Consider the following 17490-nt stretch of genomic DNA (forward strand, 5'->3'; position numbering starts at 1 on the left):
AAGCATTCCCGCTATTCGTGGGAATGCTTTTTTGGAACCATTCTTCTTTTCAATCGTAAAGTTTATAGAAAGGAGGTTCAAGATGAAGCATATTTACGAAAATACAGCTAAGTATACAAAGCTTGGATCGATACTTTTAGTAGGAATATACATAATTTTACTTATAGTTTTTAGGGAAGTTATGTGGAAAGACTTTGAAAGTCATTTTGCTGTTGGTTTCACAGTAATCATTTTGTATAGCTCTTCTTTTTTCTTTCAACATGCTGCGGAAAAATTACCTGAAGAAAAAAAAGTAGATAGTAACTATTACTCAGCTGAGTTTCCCATTCAGGAACTGAATTTTCAACGAGATGTCTCACTAATCCCTCAAACTTATTTAGTATCCGGCTCAGGTGAACGTTTATATAAAATCAATCCTACTATAGAACAGCCTTTACGACGAAAATTATCCGTATTGAATATTTTCAGATTGGGAATGTTCTTTCCAATGACCTATCAATTAAAAACGATGGACGAGAAATTAGTTTCTACATTTAGCATTGAGAACAAGTTTAAATTTATGCAAATAAAGGTGTATGATCATAGTCATCTTCATTTAACTACTATTGTTATGCCACCAATGTCTTTAAAAAATAGAGCTATTATATTTGATGCCAATAATGAAAAACTGCTTCAAATGGAAGCGAAAAGTATGTATGGAGACATTGACGTCAATAACTTTGATGGTCATAGATTAGCAACGTATCGGTTTGGGATATTTCCATATGCTGCTCATCCAGCCTTTGAAGTGCAATATATGAATGTCCATGTATCTCTTGCACATCATCTTACGCATACAGAAAAACTTACTTTTACAGCATTGTTTTACTATTGGACAGCCAATCAATAAAAAACGAGCAGATTCATAAAGAATTTGCTCGTTTATTGTTAATCTTTAAACAGATTAAACCAACCTTTGTATTTGAACCATCCAAGCATAGAAAAAGCAATGAGAACCATAGCACCGAGCACGACAAAATAACTATATTTCCATTCAAGCTCTGGCATATTCTTAAAGTTCATCCCATATACTCCAACGATGAACGTTAATGGTATGAAAACGGTCGATACAATCGTTAAAATCATCATAATACGGTTCATTCTACTGGAGTTTATCGACATATGGCTATCACGAATATCTGCCGTAAGCTCCCGGTTCGATTCAATCATTTCTGTCAGTCGGATTAAATGATCATAAATGTCTGCAAAGTATGTATGCTCCGTTTGTTGTAAATTTAACCGTTCTGAATTTAAAATTCGATAAAGTAAATCTCTCATGGGAATAACGGTACGTCTTAAACGCAATAAATCTCCACGAAGATCGAAAACAGAATCCATAGAAAAATGACGCATATCATAGGTCAGCTTGTCTTCTACCGCATTTAAATAATCTTCAATTTTATAGACAATCGGGAAATACGCGTCCACCACTTTATCGATAATATGATAAGTCGCATGAATAGCACCTCTCCCCCAACCCTGTGGATTTTGTCTAATACGCTCTCGGGCCTGTTCCATTTCATGCATAGGGTGGAAATGAAAGGACACTATATAGTCTTGACCAACAAATATATCTAACTCTTCTGCCTCTAACGTTTCCTCATTAAACGTATGTAAAACAAAGAAGTTATATCCATCGTAATAGTCCACCTTAGGACGCTGCAGCCTTTGTAAACAATCCTCGATAGCGAGCGGATGAAAATGAAAAAACGAACTAAGTAAAAGTTCCTCTTGCTTTGTGGGCTCTCCTATATCAATCCAATACCATTCAAACTTTTTTTGCTTTATATTCTCTAAAGGAAAGTCAACTACTATTTCATGATCGCTCGTTATACCAATCGTGCGAATCATAGATATCCCTCACTTTCATCAAAACCTCTTTTCTTATTATCTCATAATCTCCTTGTTTTAATGAATCTAAAACTAAGTAACGAACACATAAAAAGAATGTTTTCTAAATAAATTGATAATTAATGTTGACTTATACAATTTCTATATGTATACTAGGTATTAATTAAATAAACAACTTTCTTATCAAGAGAGGTGGAGGGACTGGCCCTACGATACCTCAGCAACAGGCAATTTTGTACTGTGCTAATTCCAGAAGCGTTAGCTTGAAGATAAGAAGAGCATAATCACTTTTGACGTGTAAACCTCTTCTTGTCTAAGAAGGGGTTTTATTTAATTTATTTCTAAAGGAAATTGGGGTTAAATCCGTGTAACAAGTCGTCTACCCTCCATACTCATTTGTAGAAGGCGGTAGTCGAGTAAAAATATAACTTTCTTTCTCGCGTCTCATTTGACAATAGGAAAGAAAGTATTTAATTGTATAAATCAAATGCCAAGGGTTTGTTCTACCCTTGGCATTTGATTTATTTTTTTATTTTCATTATTTTTGCTTCTGCTTTTAATACCTTCAAAAGTGAAAAAATCATAAGTAGCATGACAAATGAAAATGGTAAGGCGGCAATAATAATTGTATTTTGTAATGCATTTAATCCATTAACCGATAACAAAATTACTGCGATTACTGATAGTGCGATTCCCCAAGCAAGTTTCACTTTGTTCGGTGGTGTAAGTGACCCATGTGTCGACTGCATACCAAGAACGAACGTGGCAGAATCAGCAGAAGTGATGAAAAAGCATGCGATTAATATAACAGCAAAAACAGAAATAATTGTAGGGATTGGCATCAAATTGAACATTTCAAAAATAGTCAATTCAGTAGAGGTTTGTGCTAGGTCTGCAATTCCTCTTTTTTGAAAGTCTATAGCTGTCGTGCCAAAAGCTGAAAACCAAAGTGCTCCTAATAATGTTGGTGCTATAAGAACGCCAGTAACAAACTCGCGAATAGTGCGACCTTTAGATACTCGGGCTATAAACATGCTGACAAATGGTGCCCAAGAAATCCACCAAGCCCAATAGAAGATAGTCCAATTGTCGAGCCATTCTCGATTGTGGTTATTTAATGGAGAAGTGCGAAAACTCATCTGTACAATATTTCCTAAATAGCCACCAAATGAATCTGTGAACATATCAAGAATTAGTAACGTAGGCCCAGCAATAATGACAAATCCAAGCAAAGCAAGAGCTAATATTAAATTGGTATTGGACAAATATTTTATCCCTTTGCTAAGTCCTGACCAAGCAGATGCTACGAATAGGACAGTCACAACTGCAACAATGATGATTTGAGATGTAATCCCAATTGTAAAGCCAAATAAGTAATTTAATCCTGCGTTAATTTGAACAGCACCAAAGCCAAGAGAAGTAGCTACACCAAATGCTGTAGCAAATACAGCGAGTACATCCACGAGAGTACCCCATGGACCTTCCATCTTTTTGCCGAAAATCGGCTTTAATGTCGAGGAGATTAAGCCAGGTTCTCCTTTACGGAATTGGAAGAATGCAAGAGATAACGCAACAACCCCATACATAGCCCAAACGTGGAATCCCCAGTGGAAGAAAGCTTGACGGAGTGATTCCTTAAAAGCTGCACTAGTATTTGGCTCTGCTGTCGCAGGATCAATGGCATAGTGGGATAAAGGTTCAGCGGCGCCATAAAATACAAGTCCAATTCCCATACCAGCAGAAAATAGCATAGCTATCCAAGTAACAGTTGAAAACTGAGGACGATCTGAATCTTTTCCAAGTCGGATTTTCCCGTATGGACTAAAGATGAAGAAGATGCTTAAAGCTAACATAAACGTCATTAGTAACATGTAATACCAACCAAATGACGAAGCAACAAAAGTTTTAATATTTGTAGTAATAGCTTCAAAACTTTTCGGTGCCAGAGCCCCGTAACCGACAGCTAAAACGATTAAACCCATTGTAATATAAAATACCTTAGATAAATTTCTCATGTTTCCCCCTATATATTTAAAGTTAAACCGTTAACTATACTAATAAAATATTATTGAATCAACCAATACACTTATACATAGTTCCTTTAAGTATTTCCATTTTAGATGATATTGAAACTTCCTAATGGATAAACCAACTAAAAATAAAAATTTTATAGAGCTGCAATTCTCAACTTGTCTAAATAAGCGACTTCGTTTAAAGACAAAATCCTTGCAGTTGGGCTTCTTTAATCACGAGGATTTCGTTTAATTGATTTACTAGTATGTCAAATGTAAATATTCTGAAAAACACATTGACAAACATCGTTGGAAACGTTTACATTATACTTAGTTAACTGTTTACGGTTAACTGTTAACAAAATAGAATTTTCAGAAAATTTAAGGTGGTTCTTTGTTGAAATTTGAAAAACGACATATTAGTGAGCAAGTTTTAATTTATTTACGAAAAAAAATAATGCTCCAGGAGTTAAAAGAAGGAGACCATTTAAAAGAATCTGAGTTATCTCAAGAACTTTCAATCAGTAGAGGTCCGATTCGTGAAGCTATTTCTAAGTTAGAAACAGAAGGACTAGTAATAACACCCTCGAATGGGCGTACTATAGTGCAAAAATTTGGAGAAAGAGATATAAGAAATTTGTATGAAAGTAGAATTCTACTAGAAACTTATGCATTGACAATTCAAGATTGTGAATTGTTGGAAAGTGAAGGGAAGTTACTCTATCAATATATTCAGGAGATGGAAGAATCCTTGACTGGGGGCATGCAAAATGTAGAAGCTGATTTAAATTTCCACTATCAACTATTAAAAATGACGGATAATCGTACTCTTATACGTCTATGGAATTCATTGAATGAAATTATTAAAACACTTATTGAAGTTACATCTGAATTTACAGCAGAAAGGCAAAATGAAATTGTTTTAGAGCATAAGGTCATTGCAGATGCACTACATGCAAATAATATTGAACAAGCTCAATCACTTTTAAGAACTCATCTAGAAGGGGCTTCAGATTATTATAGCAAGGCAGTATTTGAATTACAGGGAGAAGGAGAATGAAAATGACACAAAGAAAAGTGAAATGCGCAATTATCGGTTCTGGAAATATCGGAACAGATTTAATGTACAAATTGCTTCGTAGCGATTTACTAGAACCATCCGTAATGGTAGGAATCGATCAAACATCAAAAGGATTAGCTTTGGCTAAAGAATATGGCTTGACTCCTGTATACAACGGGATTGAAGGATTTAAAGCAATTCATGAAGAAGCAGATATCGTATTTGAAGCAACTTCTGCTAAAGCTCATCTTACGAATGCAAAAATATTGAAAGAACTTGGTAAAAAAGCGATTGACTTAACTCCCGCAGCTGTTGGACCATTTATTATTCCATCTGTAAATTTAGAAACCTCTGATGTTACTAATTTAGATAACGTAAATATGGTTACTTGCGGCGGTCAGGCAACAGTGCCAATTGTTAAAGCCATCTCGAATGTTGTGAATGTTTCATACGCTGAAGTTGTTGCAGCTATTTCCAGTAAGAGTGCAGGGCCAGGAACTCGACAAAATATAGATGAGTTTACGGTAACGACGGCCAAAGCCTTAAAAGAAGTAGGAGGAGCCAAAGAATCTAAAACATTAATTGTATTGAATCCTGCGGAACCACCTGTTCTTATGAGAAATACCATTTTCGTAAAAATTGATGAACATTCAGAAGAACTATATATAAAAATAAGAGAATCATTAGATCAAATGGTGGAAGTGTTACAGGAATACGTTCCGGGATATCGCTATAAATCCGAACCAGTTTTTAAAGGTGATTTAGTTACTGTGCAAGTTGAAGTAGAGGGTATGGGTGACTTCTTACCTAAATACTCTGGAAATCTGGATATAATTACATCTGCTGCAGTTCGAACTGCTGAAATTATGGCAGAAGCTATGAATAAAGAGGTGGAAATAAATGGGTAAGCAACTAGTTATAAATGATGTGACTCTCAGAGATGGTATGCATGCTATTAGTCATCAATACTCCAAAGAGCAAATTGCAGAGTTAACAAGATTACTAGATGATTCAGGCGTAGATATTATTGAAGCAACACATGGCGATGGCTTGGGAGGTAGTTCCATTCAGTATGGCATCTCTAAAGAAACAGAAGATGACATCATACGTACAGCAGTTGAAAATGCTAAGAATGCTAAAGTAGGTGTCTTATTATTACCAGGTGTTGGTACGATTGAACACTTAGAAAATGCTCACCAGTTGGGTGCTCAGGTTGTGCGTGTGGCAACCCATTGTACAGAGGCAGATGTCTCAGAACAACATATTAAAGCGGGAGTAAGACTAGGGATGGATACAGTAGGATTCTTGATGATGTCACATCGAACATCACCAGAAAACTTACTCGAAGAAGCTAAAAAAATGGAATCTTATGGAGCGCAAACAATTTATGTTGTCGATTCAGCAGGTGCTTTAACGATGGATGATGTTAGGAGCCGAGTATCACTATTTAAACAACATCTTTCAACAAAAATTGGATTCCATGCACATAATAACCTTTCGCTAGGAGTTGCTAACTCAATAGTTGCTATTCAAGAAGGTGTAGATAGAATTGATGCAAGTCTGGCAGGCATGGGTGCGGGTGCAGGAAATGCTGCACTAGAGCAGTTAGTAGCAGTAATGAATAGAATGGGAATTTCACATAATGTTGATTTATACAAAGTTATGGACGCAGCAGAAAATGTGATGAAGCCAATGATGGTTCGTCCAGTGCAAATCGATCGCTTGAGCTTAATGCTTGGTTATACCGGAGTTTACTCTAGCTTCTTATTATTTGCAGAACGAGCAGGTAAAGAGTATGGGGTAGATGCACGAGATATTTTAGTCAAAATTGCCGAAATGAATGCAGTTGGTGGACAAGAGGATTGGATTATTGGGGTAGCGCAAGATTTAGCAAAGGAAAAACAAACTAAAAGGGGTATTGAGATTTAGTCTCGCGAACTAAAAATGATGAAGAAATCCAAGGGGACAGAAAAACGTCATTGAATTATCGAGAAAAGAGAGGTTGGTCGAGATGTCACGACCAACCTCTTAAAGATCAATCGGTAAAACTATAGCAATGCTTCTGTTCAAAGCCTACTGAACTTAAAGAAACGAATGTTTTTTTACCGGGTTTTTCTTTTTTAAGAACCTTCATATACTTTATATAAGGAATTATTTTTCAGTTTTTATTTGTAGTCATGGTGATGTTTGTCTAGTTTGTTTACAGTCCTTTTGCATTTACTAATAGTAGTGCAAGAAGGAGGTGAATTAACCATGAATCCACATCATCAACCTAGTTCCTGTCATTCCTGTCAAAAAACGCAGTGGCAACAACCAGCTGCTCAACCAATTGTTTGTCCCCCGCAATACCGAGTGCGTGATTCATTCCTACCAAGAATGCAGCCTGTTATCCATCCAATTGTAAACGTGAATAGAGAACATATCGTAAATGTCCCTCAGCACTTTTACACGGTGACAAACCAAAATGTAATGGCACCCGGAAGTCAGCAGGCATTTCCTATGCAGCAAGGAATGTTTCCACAACAATCATTTGGTCAACCATTTGGACAACAGTTTGGGCAACAACCATACGGACAGCAACAGTTTTTTCCAGGTATGAACAGATAATTCATCGATATTGTAGTTTTGCGTAATATAGAAAACATGAGCAAATGCCTTTCACATAAAAAGAGCATTTGCTTTTTTATTATAATTTATTTTTAAAAAAACGGATTCATCTAAGTATTTATACATATTGTAATTTTCAGTATATTTTGATAAAATCTATTTTATTTCGATATTCAAAATATAATGATAGATGAACATGGGGGAGTAAGATGAAACTATTTTTATCGGTCGATATGGAAGGTATTACCGGGTTACCAGATTATACGTTTGTAGAGTCGAACAAGCATAATTATGAACGGGCGAGACGTATAATGACGCAAGAAGCTAATGCTATTGTAGAAGGTGCTTTATCAAAAGGAGTAAATGAAGTATTGGTCAACGACAGCCATTCTAAGATGAATAATCTACTCGTAGAAGAATTGCATCCAGATGCTTCTTTAATCACAGGGGATTTTAAGCCCTATTCTATGGTGCATGCATTAGATGAAACGTATTTAGGAGCAGTATTTGCTGGGTATCATTCCCGCGCTGGACAACCGGGTGTGATGAGTCACTCGATGATTTTTGGGGTTCGTAATATGTACATAAACGATGTGGAGATAGGAGAGCTCGGTTTAAATGCTTTTGTAGCTGGACATTATGGCGTGCCTGTAATTATGGTGGCAGGAGATGACGGTGCTTGTAGAGAAGCAGAAGCTCTGCTACCGGGTGTGGTTACTGCAGTGGTGAAAGAATCTATTTCTCGATCAGCTGTAAAAACGTTACATCCTCTAAAATCACAGGCTTTGCTTAAAGAGAAAGTAGTCGAGGCAATCGAAAAAAGGGATCAAATTAAGCCTCTGACACCACCTGATAAGCCGGTATTACGAATTGAATTTGTGAACTATGGTCAAGCAGAGTGGGCAGCTTTAATGCCGGGTTGTGAAATTATTGAAGGAACTACAATGGTTGAATTTAAAGCGAAAGATATTTTAGAGGCGTATCGAGCGATGCTTGTTATGGTGGAATTAGCGTTACAAGCTAAATTCTGTTAAGGGGGCTTTTGAGTGGGGAAATATATTGTAAAGCGTTTTATCATGATGATTGCCACGATTCTAATCATCGCTACTTTAACTTTCGTGTTGATGCACTTAATACCAGGCTCTCCATTTGAAGGTGAACGAACGACTAATCCTACTATTCAGGCAAACTTAGAAAAGTTTTATAAATTAGACGAACCCCTTCATGTTCAGTACTTAAGTTATTTAAAATCTATCGTGACATTTGATTTTGGACCATCGATTAAGAAGCCAAATGAATCTGTAAATGAACTGTTGGCAAGGGGATTCCCGATTTCGTTTGAACTTGGGATGCTTACTATTTTAGTAGCTTTGCTATCAGGAATTATTTTAGGAACTATTGCTGCACTTAGGCACAATGGTCTAGTCGATTATTTTGCAATGACATTTGCGGTTATTGGTATATCTGTTCCAAACTTTGTGTTGGCGACATTACTTATTCAACAACTTGCTGTGACCTGGGACTTGCTTCCGGCGGCAACGTGGTCTAGTCCGTTACATATGATATTGCCAATAATAGCCCTTGCGACGGGACCTACCGCTATAATTGCTCGTTTAACTAGATCTAGTATGCTAGAGGTTCTAACCCAAGATTATATTAAAATGGCTCGAGCAAAAGGATTATCCCCTGTAAGAATAATTGTTCGCCATGCATTAAGAAATGCGCTTATGCCAGTAGTGACAATTCTAGGAACAATGCTTGCTGGAATTCTAACAGGAACATTTGTAATCGAGCGGATTTTCGCGATTCCAGGCATGGGAAAATATTTCGTAGAGAGTATTAATAATCGAGATTATCCAGTAATTATGGGGACAACTGTGTTTTATAGTTCATTCCTAGTGTTCATGCTTTTCATTGTAGATATCGTCTACGGACTACTAGACCCACGTATAAAATTACATCGTAAGGAGGGGGATGCATAATGACAAATTCACAAGAAGTAGTATCCCCGCAGCATGTAAAAGATGAATGGTTTAGACCTCTTCCGAAAGAACAGGGAAAGGCAGAGGCTGTTGTAAGACCTTCTTTGTCTTATTGGAAAGACGCTTGGCGTCGTTTACGAAAAAATAAATTGGCCATGGGCGGATTGATCTTTCTTATTTTATTGATGCTCTTCGCTATATTTGGACCTATTTTTTCTCCTTATTCTGTTACGGCTACCGATTACCCTAGTCAAAACCAGCCACCATCCGCTACTCACTGGTTTGGTACAGATGAGGCAGGAAGAGACGTATTTACAAGAACGTGGTATGGTGCCCGTATTTCCATATTTGTTGGAGTAATGGCCGCGCTTATTGATTTCTTTATTGGAATTATTTACGGCGGAATAAGTGGTTACAAAGGTGGGCGCACAGATTCCATCATGATGCGTATAGTAGAAGTACTTTACGGATTACCCCACTTGTTAGTAGTGATTTTGTTAATGGTAATTATGGGAGCAAGTTTAACGACCATCATCGTAGCACTTACAGTGACTGGATGGGTAGGGATGGCTCGAATTGTTCGGGGACAGGTATTACAGATTAAAAACTATGAGTTCGTAACAGCCTCCAAGTCGTTTGGTGCCAAAAGCTCTAGAATTATTCGAAAGAATTTATTACCTAATACGATGGGACCTATTATAGTACAAATGACGCTAACAGTTCCAAGTGCTATTTTTGCTGAAGCATTTCTAAGCTTTTTGGGATTAGGGATAGCAGCTCCATTTGCAAGCTGGGGTGTAATGGCAAATGATGCGCTTCCTGTTATTTTATCAGGTCATTGGTGGCGCTTATTCTTCCCTGCATTGTTTATATCTTTAACGATGTTTGCGTTTAATGTGCTAGGGGATGGACTGCAGGATGCGCTAGATCCGAAGCTTAGGAGGTAGATAGGATGAATGGCAGGAAACAAAAGAAGGTCAGTTCACATGTAAAAGTGCTACAGGTAGATAATCTTCAAGTTTCTTTTCGGACGTATGGTGGAGAGGTTGAAGCTGTTAGAGGTGTTAGTTTCGATTTATATCAAGGGGAAACTCTTGCAATAGTAGGTGAATCAGGGTGTGGAAAAAGCGTTACATCTAATGCCATTATGGGTTTAATACCACAGCCTGCCGGCATTATTAAGAATGGTAGTGTTGTTTTTAAAGGGAAAGAGTTGACGGGTATGACGAAGCCGCAACTGCGGAAAATTCAAGGTGTCGACATATCAATGATTTTCCAAGATCCGATGACCGCTCTAAACCCTACGCTCACGATTGGGGAGCAATTAACGGAAGGACTAAGAACACATAAAAAAGTAAGCAAACAAGAAGCGAAGCAAAAAGCGATAGAGATGTTAGCACTTGTAGGAATACCAAACCCTACAGAGCGTTTAAAGCAATTTCCGCACCAATTTTCTGGAGGAATGCGACAACGGATTGTGATTGCCATTGCGCTCATTTGTGAACCTGAACTATTGATCGCAGATGAACCGACCACAGCGCTCGATGTAACGATTCAAGCACAAATTTTAGAGCTCTTTGAGGAGATTCAGCAGAAAACCGATATATCGATTATATTGATTACTCATGATTTAGGAGTAGTTGCAAAAATTGCTGATCGAATAGCGGTCATGTATGCCGGCAAAATTGTAGAAATCGGAGATAAGCGTGCCATTTTTTACACACCAGAGCATCCATATACGAAAGGGCTGTTAAATTCAGTTCCTCGTCTAGATTTAGTAGAGGAAGAGTTACAACCAATTGATGGAACACCACCCGATTTATTTTCGCCTCCGAAAGGATGTCCTTTCACAGCGAGATGTCCGTATGCGATGGAAGTATGTGATCATGTATATCCTTTCACGACTACAATATCTGAATCGCATTCGGTTGACTGTTGGCTTCAAGATAAACGTGCAAAGGTATTACAAGAACAATCTTGAATAGGATGAGCGCGCGTAAGTGCATTCACATATATATTACAAAGGGGGAACTAAGATGAAGAAATGGTTATCATTATTTGTAGTAGCGTTATTTGTCCTTGTGTTAAGTGCTTGTACAGCCACGAAGGATGCTGGTGAAAAACCAGTAACTAATACAGGTAACGAAGGGGAAGAAAAGGAAACAGCAGCAGAACCGGAAACAGAAAAAGTACTAAAACTAAACAATGGAAATGAACCAACATCATTTGATCCATCTGTTGGCTTCGATGCGGTTTCTTGGAATGCCTTGAACAACCTAATGGAAGGACTAGTGAGACTTTCAAAGGATCATTTGGCAGAACCTGCAACAGCTGAAAAAATTGATGTATCAGAAGATGGTCTAACGTATACATTTACCATTCGCGACGATGCAAAATGGTCTAATGGGGAACCAGTATTAGCGAGTGATTTTGTTTATGGATGGTTGCATATGTTAAATCCAGAAACAGCTTCTCCTGCTGCATTTTTAGCGTACTTCATAGATGGAGCAGAAGCCTATAACAGTGGAGAAGGCGCAGCTGAGGATGTTGCTATTAAGGCATTGGAGGAAAAAGTATTCGAAGTGAAGTTGAATACTCCTACAGAAGCATTCTTGAATATCATTACAAATCCAAGTTTCTTCCCAGTCAATGAGAAAGTAGCAACAGAAAATGCGACTTGGTATACAGAAGCAGATACATTTGTAGGGAATGGTCCGTTTAAGTTAGCTGCATGGGAACATGATGTAAGCTTTACATTTGAGAAAAATGAAAATTATTGGGATGCAGACACTGTAGGGCTAGATAAAGTAGAATGGGCTATGGTAGACGATTCGAATACCGAATACCAAATGTACGAAACAGGGGAGCTAGATGTATCAGGAGTACCATCGGAGTTGGCTGATCAGTTAATGGACTCTCCAGAACTAAAAAATGAAGACCAAGCAGGATTATATTTCTATCGTTTCAATGTTTCACAAGAGCCTTTCACAAATAAAAAAATACGCCAAGCCTTTGGTATAGCGGTTGATCAACAAGAAATAGTAGAATTTGTAACGAAGAATGGTGAAAAACCAGCAGAAGGCTTTGTGCCTTACGGATTTGTAGGGCCGGATGGAAAAGAATTTAGAGAAACTGCAGGCAAACTTGTAGAGTTCGATGCAGAAAAAGCAAAAACACTTTTGGCTGAAGGTATGGCTGAAGAGGGTTATACGGAGTTACCTGAAGTAACATTAACTTATTCAACAAGCGATACTCATAAGAAAATCGCGGAAGCACTGCAAAGCAAATTTAAAGAAGTATTAGGAGTAGACGTAACACTACAAAATGTGGAAGCAAGTGTGTTTGCGACCGAGCAAAAAGAGTTTAAGTATCAATTGTCTCGTTCTTCCTTCTTATTTGACTACGCAGATCCAGTGAATGCATTAGAAAGCTTTATCACAGGTTCTTCCATGAACCGTACAACATGGTCTAATGCAGAGTTTGATAAGCTAATTGCCGATATTAAGAAGGAAACGGACGAAGTAAAACGTTGGCAAATGCTTATCCAAGCAGACGCATTATTAATGGATGAAATGCCAATTTTCCCAGTTCACTATTACAACCAAGTAACACTTGAAAAACCAACAGTCTCAGGAATCGTAAGACATCCAGTTGGCTACATGGACTTAAAATGGGCTAATATTGAATAAAAGCGCAAGCGCCTAAGTAAGCCCCGACAAGCGCTGGAAGTATTTCACGTAAAGGCGTCTTTTGCCTTTGCTGAAATACTGAAGCGACTCGAGGGGCTAGGCGCTGAAGCTGGATAAGAATAAAAGCGCAAGCGCCTAAGTAAGTGATTATAGAAAGGTCGCGGTGCCTCCTTTGGTGCCGCCCTTTTCTTACATAGAATACAAAGGAGAAATAACAGATGAAAATTCGCCCGAAACGATTGCAAAAAGGAGATACTATTGGAATTATTGCTCCCTCCAGTCCACCAAATTTAGATAACTTAAAGCGTTCGTTTGCCTTCTTAGAGGAGTTGGGTTTATCTTATCAGCTTGGAAAAAGTGTAGAAAATGTACATGGTTATTTAGCTGGTACTGATGAGGAACGTTTAGAAGATTTACACGAGATGTTCGCTAATCCCAATATCGCAGGAATTATTTGTGCAGGTGGTGGTTATGGTTCTGCGCGTTATACAGATCAAATCGATTTTCAATTAATGCATGAAAATCCAAAAGTTTTTTGGGGCTACTCGGATATAACCTTTCTGCATACCGGGATGAACTTATACTCGGACATCGTTACCTTCCATGGACCAATGTTAGCCTCGGATGTGGGTAAAGATACGTTTTCCGAGCTATCTAAAAAAATGTTTCAACAGTTGTTTAATCCGATGGAGCTATATTATACCGAAGCAATATCTCCATTGACCCAAGTCTCTCCAGGCATTGTAAGAGGAGAACTTACAGGAGGTAATCTATCCCTTCTTGCTAATGGTGTAGGTACGAAGTACGAGGTAGACACGAAAGGAAAACTACTTTTCATAGAAGATGTGGGAGAGGAGCCTTATAAAGTCGACGGTATGCTTAACCAACTACGTCAAGCTGGTATTTTAGATGCGGCAGCTGGTTTTGTGATCGGAGATTTTAGTGACGCTGAACCGAAAAAAAGACCAGTTACTTTGTCTTTAGATGAAGTGTTTGATCACTATATTGGTAAATTAGGAAAACCTGCGGTGAAAGGATTTAAAATCGGGCATTGTGAGCCTCACTTTGCAGTACCACTTGGGATAGAAGCAGAACTAGATGCGAATAACTTGTCTTTAACCATATTACCTGGAGTGGAATAGGGGGAGCGAAGCTTGTATATAAAATCGATTGAAACTGTTGATGTGGCGATTCCACTGACTAAACCATTTAAAACTGCTTTGCGAACGGTAACAACGGCTTACTCGGTGTATGTGACTATTACGACAAGTAATGGAATAGTTGGTTATGGAGAAGCGCCACCAACCCATGTAATTACTGGAGAGTCGATGGATAGTATACGCTACGCCATTAACGAAATAATTGCTCCTCAGTTAATCGGTATGAATATTTTACAAAGTGAGCAGGTGTTTCAGAAACTAAACACGGTCTTAGTAAGAAATACGAGTGCTAAAGCGGCTGTAGACATGGCTATTCATGACATACTTGCTAAGTATGCTGGTGTTCCTTTATACCAATTTCTAGGAGGTTACCGGGATGCACTAGAAACCGATTTCACCGTTAGCGTGAATGACCCTACTGAGATGGCGGATGATGCGGAACGGTACATAAAGAATGGATTTAATGTTTTAAAGGTCAAGGTAGGGATTGGTGCTATAAAGGATGATATCGAACGTATCCGCGCTATTCGAGAACGTGTGGGAATGACACCAAAGCTCAGACTAGATGCTAACCAGGGGTGGAATGCAAAAGAGGCGGTAAAAGCAATTGGTTTAATGGAGGATGCAGGTCTATCCATCGAATTTGTAGAGCAGCCAGTATCTGCTTGGGATCTAGAAGGATTAAAATATGTTACGGATCGTACGCATACTCCAATTATGGCAGATGAAAGTGTTTTTTCAGTACACGATGCTATACGAGTTCTGAACATGCGAGCTGCTGATTTGATCAATATAAAACTAATGAAGTCAGCAGGTATTTATAACGCTCAAAAAATTAATACGTTTGCAGAGGCAAATGGCGTGAAATGTATGGTTGGCAGTATGATTGAAACAAAATTAGGTATCACGGTCGCTGCACATTTTGCAGCAAGTAAGGCAAATATTCGCTATTTCGACTTTGATGCACCATTAATGCTGGCAAATGATTTAATAGTCGGTGGTGTAATCTATGAAAAAAGTATTATGACATTTTCCAACGAACCAGGTTTAGGGATTGCACATGTGAATTTGGATTAGGAGGCAAAAAGATGCCATTTGATAAAACGAAAGAGTGGGTTTGCGCTGTAAAGGTAGGAACTATTTGGACTGAACCTAATTCTGCTAGAGACATAGATAATCCAGGAATCTCAAATCCTGTGTTATTAGGGGAATGGCTTGAGGCATTACCATACAAAGAAAGGCTAGCGTTATGTAATGAAAATCGTGTGCAAACACAGCTTCTTTACGCAGAGCCAGTGCTTGTGGAAGTGATAGAAGGGGAATGGGCAAAAGTTATTGCTCTTTGGCAGCCATCTAAAAAAGATAGTCGGGGTTACCCAGGGTGGATTCCGCTAGCACAAATACAGCCTGCCGAACAAGTAGATTCTAAAGGTATCGCAAGAGTTTCGTCTGGAAAAGCTCAACTATGGGATTTGCAAAATAAGCCGCTACTAGTTTTACCATTTAATACTATTCTACCCATAGTGTCAGAGGATGAAGTATTTTATACCGTCCACACACCAAACGGCAAAGCGTTACTATCCAAAGTACATGCTCAATTTGCACCTTCTGTGGAGCAGATTCCAAAAAGGACCGCAGAAGAGGCGGTAGTTTTAGGGGAAAATTATTTAGACTTGCCTTACCTGTGGGGTGGCATGTCTCCTTATGGCTATGATTGTTCAGGTTTTACGTATAATATGCTGAAGGCTTGTGGGTCTATCATACCTCGAGATGCAAGTGACCAAGCCAAAATGGGAGAAGAAATATCTATACATGACTCTTCTCTTTGGAAAGTTGGGGACTTACTGTTTTTTGCAAATGATGAAGGGACTGGACCAGTTAGGCATGTTGGGTTTTATTATGGGAATGGACTGCTTTTGCACTCGCATTCAACTGGGAAAACAGTAGAAATTTTAGTGTTAGCAGGATCTAAGTTAGAAAAGGAAATTTGTGCAGTTAGAAGATATGCCGTTTAAGGGGGGATTTACATGACGGAAAAGGTTCTATTATCTGTTCAAGATTTGAAACGCCATTTTGACATTGGGCACGGGGAGACCTTAAAGGCTGTTGATGGGATAAGCTTTGATATCGTCAAAGGAGAAACATTTGGTCTAGTGGGAGAATCGGGTTGTGGTAAATCCACCGCAGGCCGGACTATTTTAGGATTGTACAATAGAACAGAGGGAAAAGTACTGTTTGAAGATAAAAATGTGCATGAGATGAGTGACAAGGAAAGAACAGGGTATTTGAAAAAGATGCAAATGATCTTTCAGGATCCATATGCTTCTTTAAATCCGCGTTCCACTGTATTTGAAATTATTGCAGAACCGATGGAAATACATAAACTATATAAAAAAGAAGAATTAAAATCTAGAGTGTATGAATTACTAGAGGATGTTGGGCTTAACAAAGACCACGCAAATCGGTACCCTCATGAATTTTCGGGAGGTCAACGTCAACGAATCGGCATTGCACGGGCTTTGGCGTTAGATCCTGAGTTTATCATTGCAGATGAGCCCATTTCTGCGTTGGATGTATCCGTACAAGCGCAAGTAGTAAAGTTGCTTCAACGACTACAAAAAGAAAAAAATCTTACTTATTTGTTTATCGCGCATGATTTATCGATGGTCAAGTATATCTCGGATCGAATAGGGGTCATGTACTTGGGGCATATGGTAGAACTCACCACGAGTCATCAATTATATGAAAATCCGCTACATCCTTATACACAGGCTTTGTTATCTGCGATTCCGATTCCAGACCCGGATATAGAGGAAGCACGAGAACGTATTTTATTGCATGGAGAACTTCCGAGCCCGATAAATCCACCTTCGGGTTGTGTGTTCCGCACAAGATGTGCACATGCTATGTCCATATGTGCGGAAAAAAGACCCGCTTGGAAGGAACAAGAGCCTGGTCATTTCGTGGCCTGTCATCTTTATAATTAAAAAAGTGCCCATGTCATAAATAATATTTTGCATAATTTAGATTGACGAAGTATTAATACTTGTAGTATTCTGAAAATAACTTAAAGGAAGGAGTGAGGAATTA

At 38.4% G+C, this 17490-nt stretch carries 16 protein-coding genes and 1 riboswitch; of the genes, 14 read left to right on the plus strand and 2 right to left on the minus strand.

Features of this window, described 5'->3' with window-relative positions; genetic code table 11:
- The first annotated feature begins 82 nt into the window (after nucleotides 1–82).
- Nucleotides 83–889: a hypothetical protein gene (locus tag BLR36_RS14345; RefSeq protein ID WP_093062441.1), complete on the plus strand. Its 807-nt coding sequence runs from the start codon at nucleotides 83–85 to the stop codon at nucleotides 887–889.
- A 38-nt stretch (nucleotides 890–927) separates the two neighbouring features.
- On the opposite strand, the gene corA is transcribed toward BLR36_RS14345, so the two are convergent.
- Both corA and BLR36_RS14355 read right to left on the minus strand, forming a co-directional pair.
- Entirely contained in the window at nucleotides 928–1890 is a 963-nt protein-coding gene (corA, locus tag BLR36_RS14350) for a magnesium/cobalt transporter CorA (RefSeq protein ID WP_093062442.1), read from the minus strand.
- Nucleotides 1891–2067: 177 nt separating this feature from the next.
- A riboswitch (SAM riboswitch) is annotated at nucleotides 2068–2166 on the plus strand.
- A 245-nt stretch (nucleotides 2167–2411) separates the two neighbouring features.
- Nucleotides 2412–3905, minus strand: a complete 1494-nt coding sequence (locus BLR36_RS14355) for a glycine betaine uptake BCCT transporter (protein ID WP_093062443.1) — start codon at nucleotides 3903–3905, stop codon at nucleotides 2412–2414.
- Nucleotides 3906–4299: 394 nt separating this feature from the next.
- Between BLR36_RS14355 and BLR36_RS14360 the strand changes: the two genes are divergently transcribed.
- From BLR36_RS14360 to BLR36_RS14420, 13 genes are all read left to right on the plus strand, one after another.
- Nucleotides 4300–4962 (plus strand): GntR family transcriptional regulator, encoded by a 663-nt coding sequence (locus BLR36_RS14360; RefSeq protein WP_093062444.1) that lies wholly within the window; start codon nucleotides 4300–4302, stop codon nucleotides 4960–4962.
- Nucleotides 4963–4964: 2 nt separating this feature from the next.
- Nucleotides 4965–5870: an acetaldehyde dehydrogenase (acetylating) gene (locus BLR36_RS14365; protein ID WP_093062445.1), complete on the plus strand. Its 906-nt coding sequence runs from the start codon at nucleotides 4965–4967 to the stop codon at nucleotides 5868–5870.
- A complete protein-coding gene (dmpG, locus tag BLR36_RS14370) occupies nucleotides 5863–6891 on the plus strand; it encodes a 4-hydroxy-2-oxovalerate aldolase (RefSeq protein WP_093062446.1) in 1029 nt (342 codons plus the stop codon). The genes BLR36_RS14365 and dmpG overlap by 8 nt, the downstream gene beginning before the upstream one ends.
- Nucleotides 6892–7215: 324 nt before the next feature.
- Entirely contained in the window at nucleotides 7216–7569 is a 354-nt protein-coding gene (locus BLR36_RS14375; protein ID WP_217631740.1) for a hypothetical protein, read from the plus strand.
- A gap of 209 nt (nucleotides 7570–7778) precedes the next feature.
- A complete protein-coding gene (locus BLR36_RS14380) occupies nucleotides 7779–8603 on the plus strand; it encodes a M55 family metallopeptidase (RefSeq protein WP_093062447.1) in 825 nt (274 codons plus the stop codon).
- Between the two features lie 12 nt (nucleotides 8604–8615).
- Nucleotides 8616–9551, plus strand: a complete 936-nt coding sequence (locus BLR36_RS14385; RefSeq protein WP_093062448.1) for an ABC transporter permease — start codon at nucleotides 8616–8618, stop codon at nucleotides 9549–9551.
- Nucleotides 9551–10498 (plus strand): ABC transporter permease, encoded by a 948-nt coding sequence (locus BLR36_RS14390; RefSeq protein WP_093062449.1) that lies wholly within the window; start codon nucleotides 9551–9553, stop codon nucleotides 10496–10498. The genes BLR36_RS14385 and BLR36_RS14390 overlap by 1 nt, the downstream gene beginning before the upstream one ends.
- A gap of 5 nt (nucleotides 10499–10503) precedes the next feature.
- Complete coding sequence (locus BLR36_RS14395; RefSeq protein ID WP_093062450.1) at nucleotides 10504–11532, plus strand: ABC transporter ATP-binding protein; 1029 nt, start codon at nucleotides 10504–10506, stop codon at nucleotides 11530–11532.
- Between the two features lie 55 nt (nucleotides 11533–11587).
- The gene (locus BLR36_RS14400; protein WP_093062451.1) at nucleotides 11588–13240 is read left to right on the plus strand and encodes a peptide ABC transporter substrate-binding protein; all 1653 of its coding nucleotides are present in this window, start codon (nucleotides 11588–11590) and stop codon (nucleotides 13238–13240) included.
- Nucleotides 13241–13458: 218 nt separating this feature from the next.
- Entirely contained in the window at nucleotides 13459–14382 is a 924-nt protein-coding gene (locus BLR36_RS14405; protein WP_093062452.1) for a S66 peptidase family protein, read from the plus strand.
- A 12-nt stretch (nucleotides 14383–14394) separates the two neighbouring features.
- Nucleotides 14395–15477: a dipeptide epimerase gene (locus BLR36_RS14410; protein WP_093062453.1), complete on the plus strand. Its 1083-nt coding sequence runs from the start codon at nucleotides 14395–14397 to the stop codon at nucleotides 15475–15477.
- 11 nt (nucleotides 15478–15488) lie between these two features.
- Nucleotides 15489–16415 (plus strand): C40 family peptidase, encoded by a 927-nt coding sequence (locus BLR36_RS14415; protein WP_093062454.1) that lies wholly within the window; start codon nucleotides 15489–15491, stop codon nucleotides 16413–16415.
- A 12-nt stretch (nucleotides 16416–16427) separates the two neighbouring features.
- A complete protein-coding gene (locus BLR36_RS14420) occupies nucleotides 16428–17387 on the plus strand; it encodes an ABC transporter ATP-binding protein (protein WP_093062455.1) in 960 nt (319 codons plus the stop codon).
- The last annotated feature ends 103 nt before the right edge of the window (nucleotides 17388–17490 follow it).

This window comes from Psychrobacillus sp. OK028 (assembly GCF_900103605.1).
Lineage (GTDB): Bacteria > Bacillota > Bacilli > Bacillales_A > Planococcaceae > Psychrobacillus.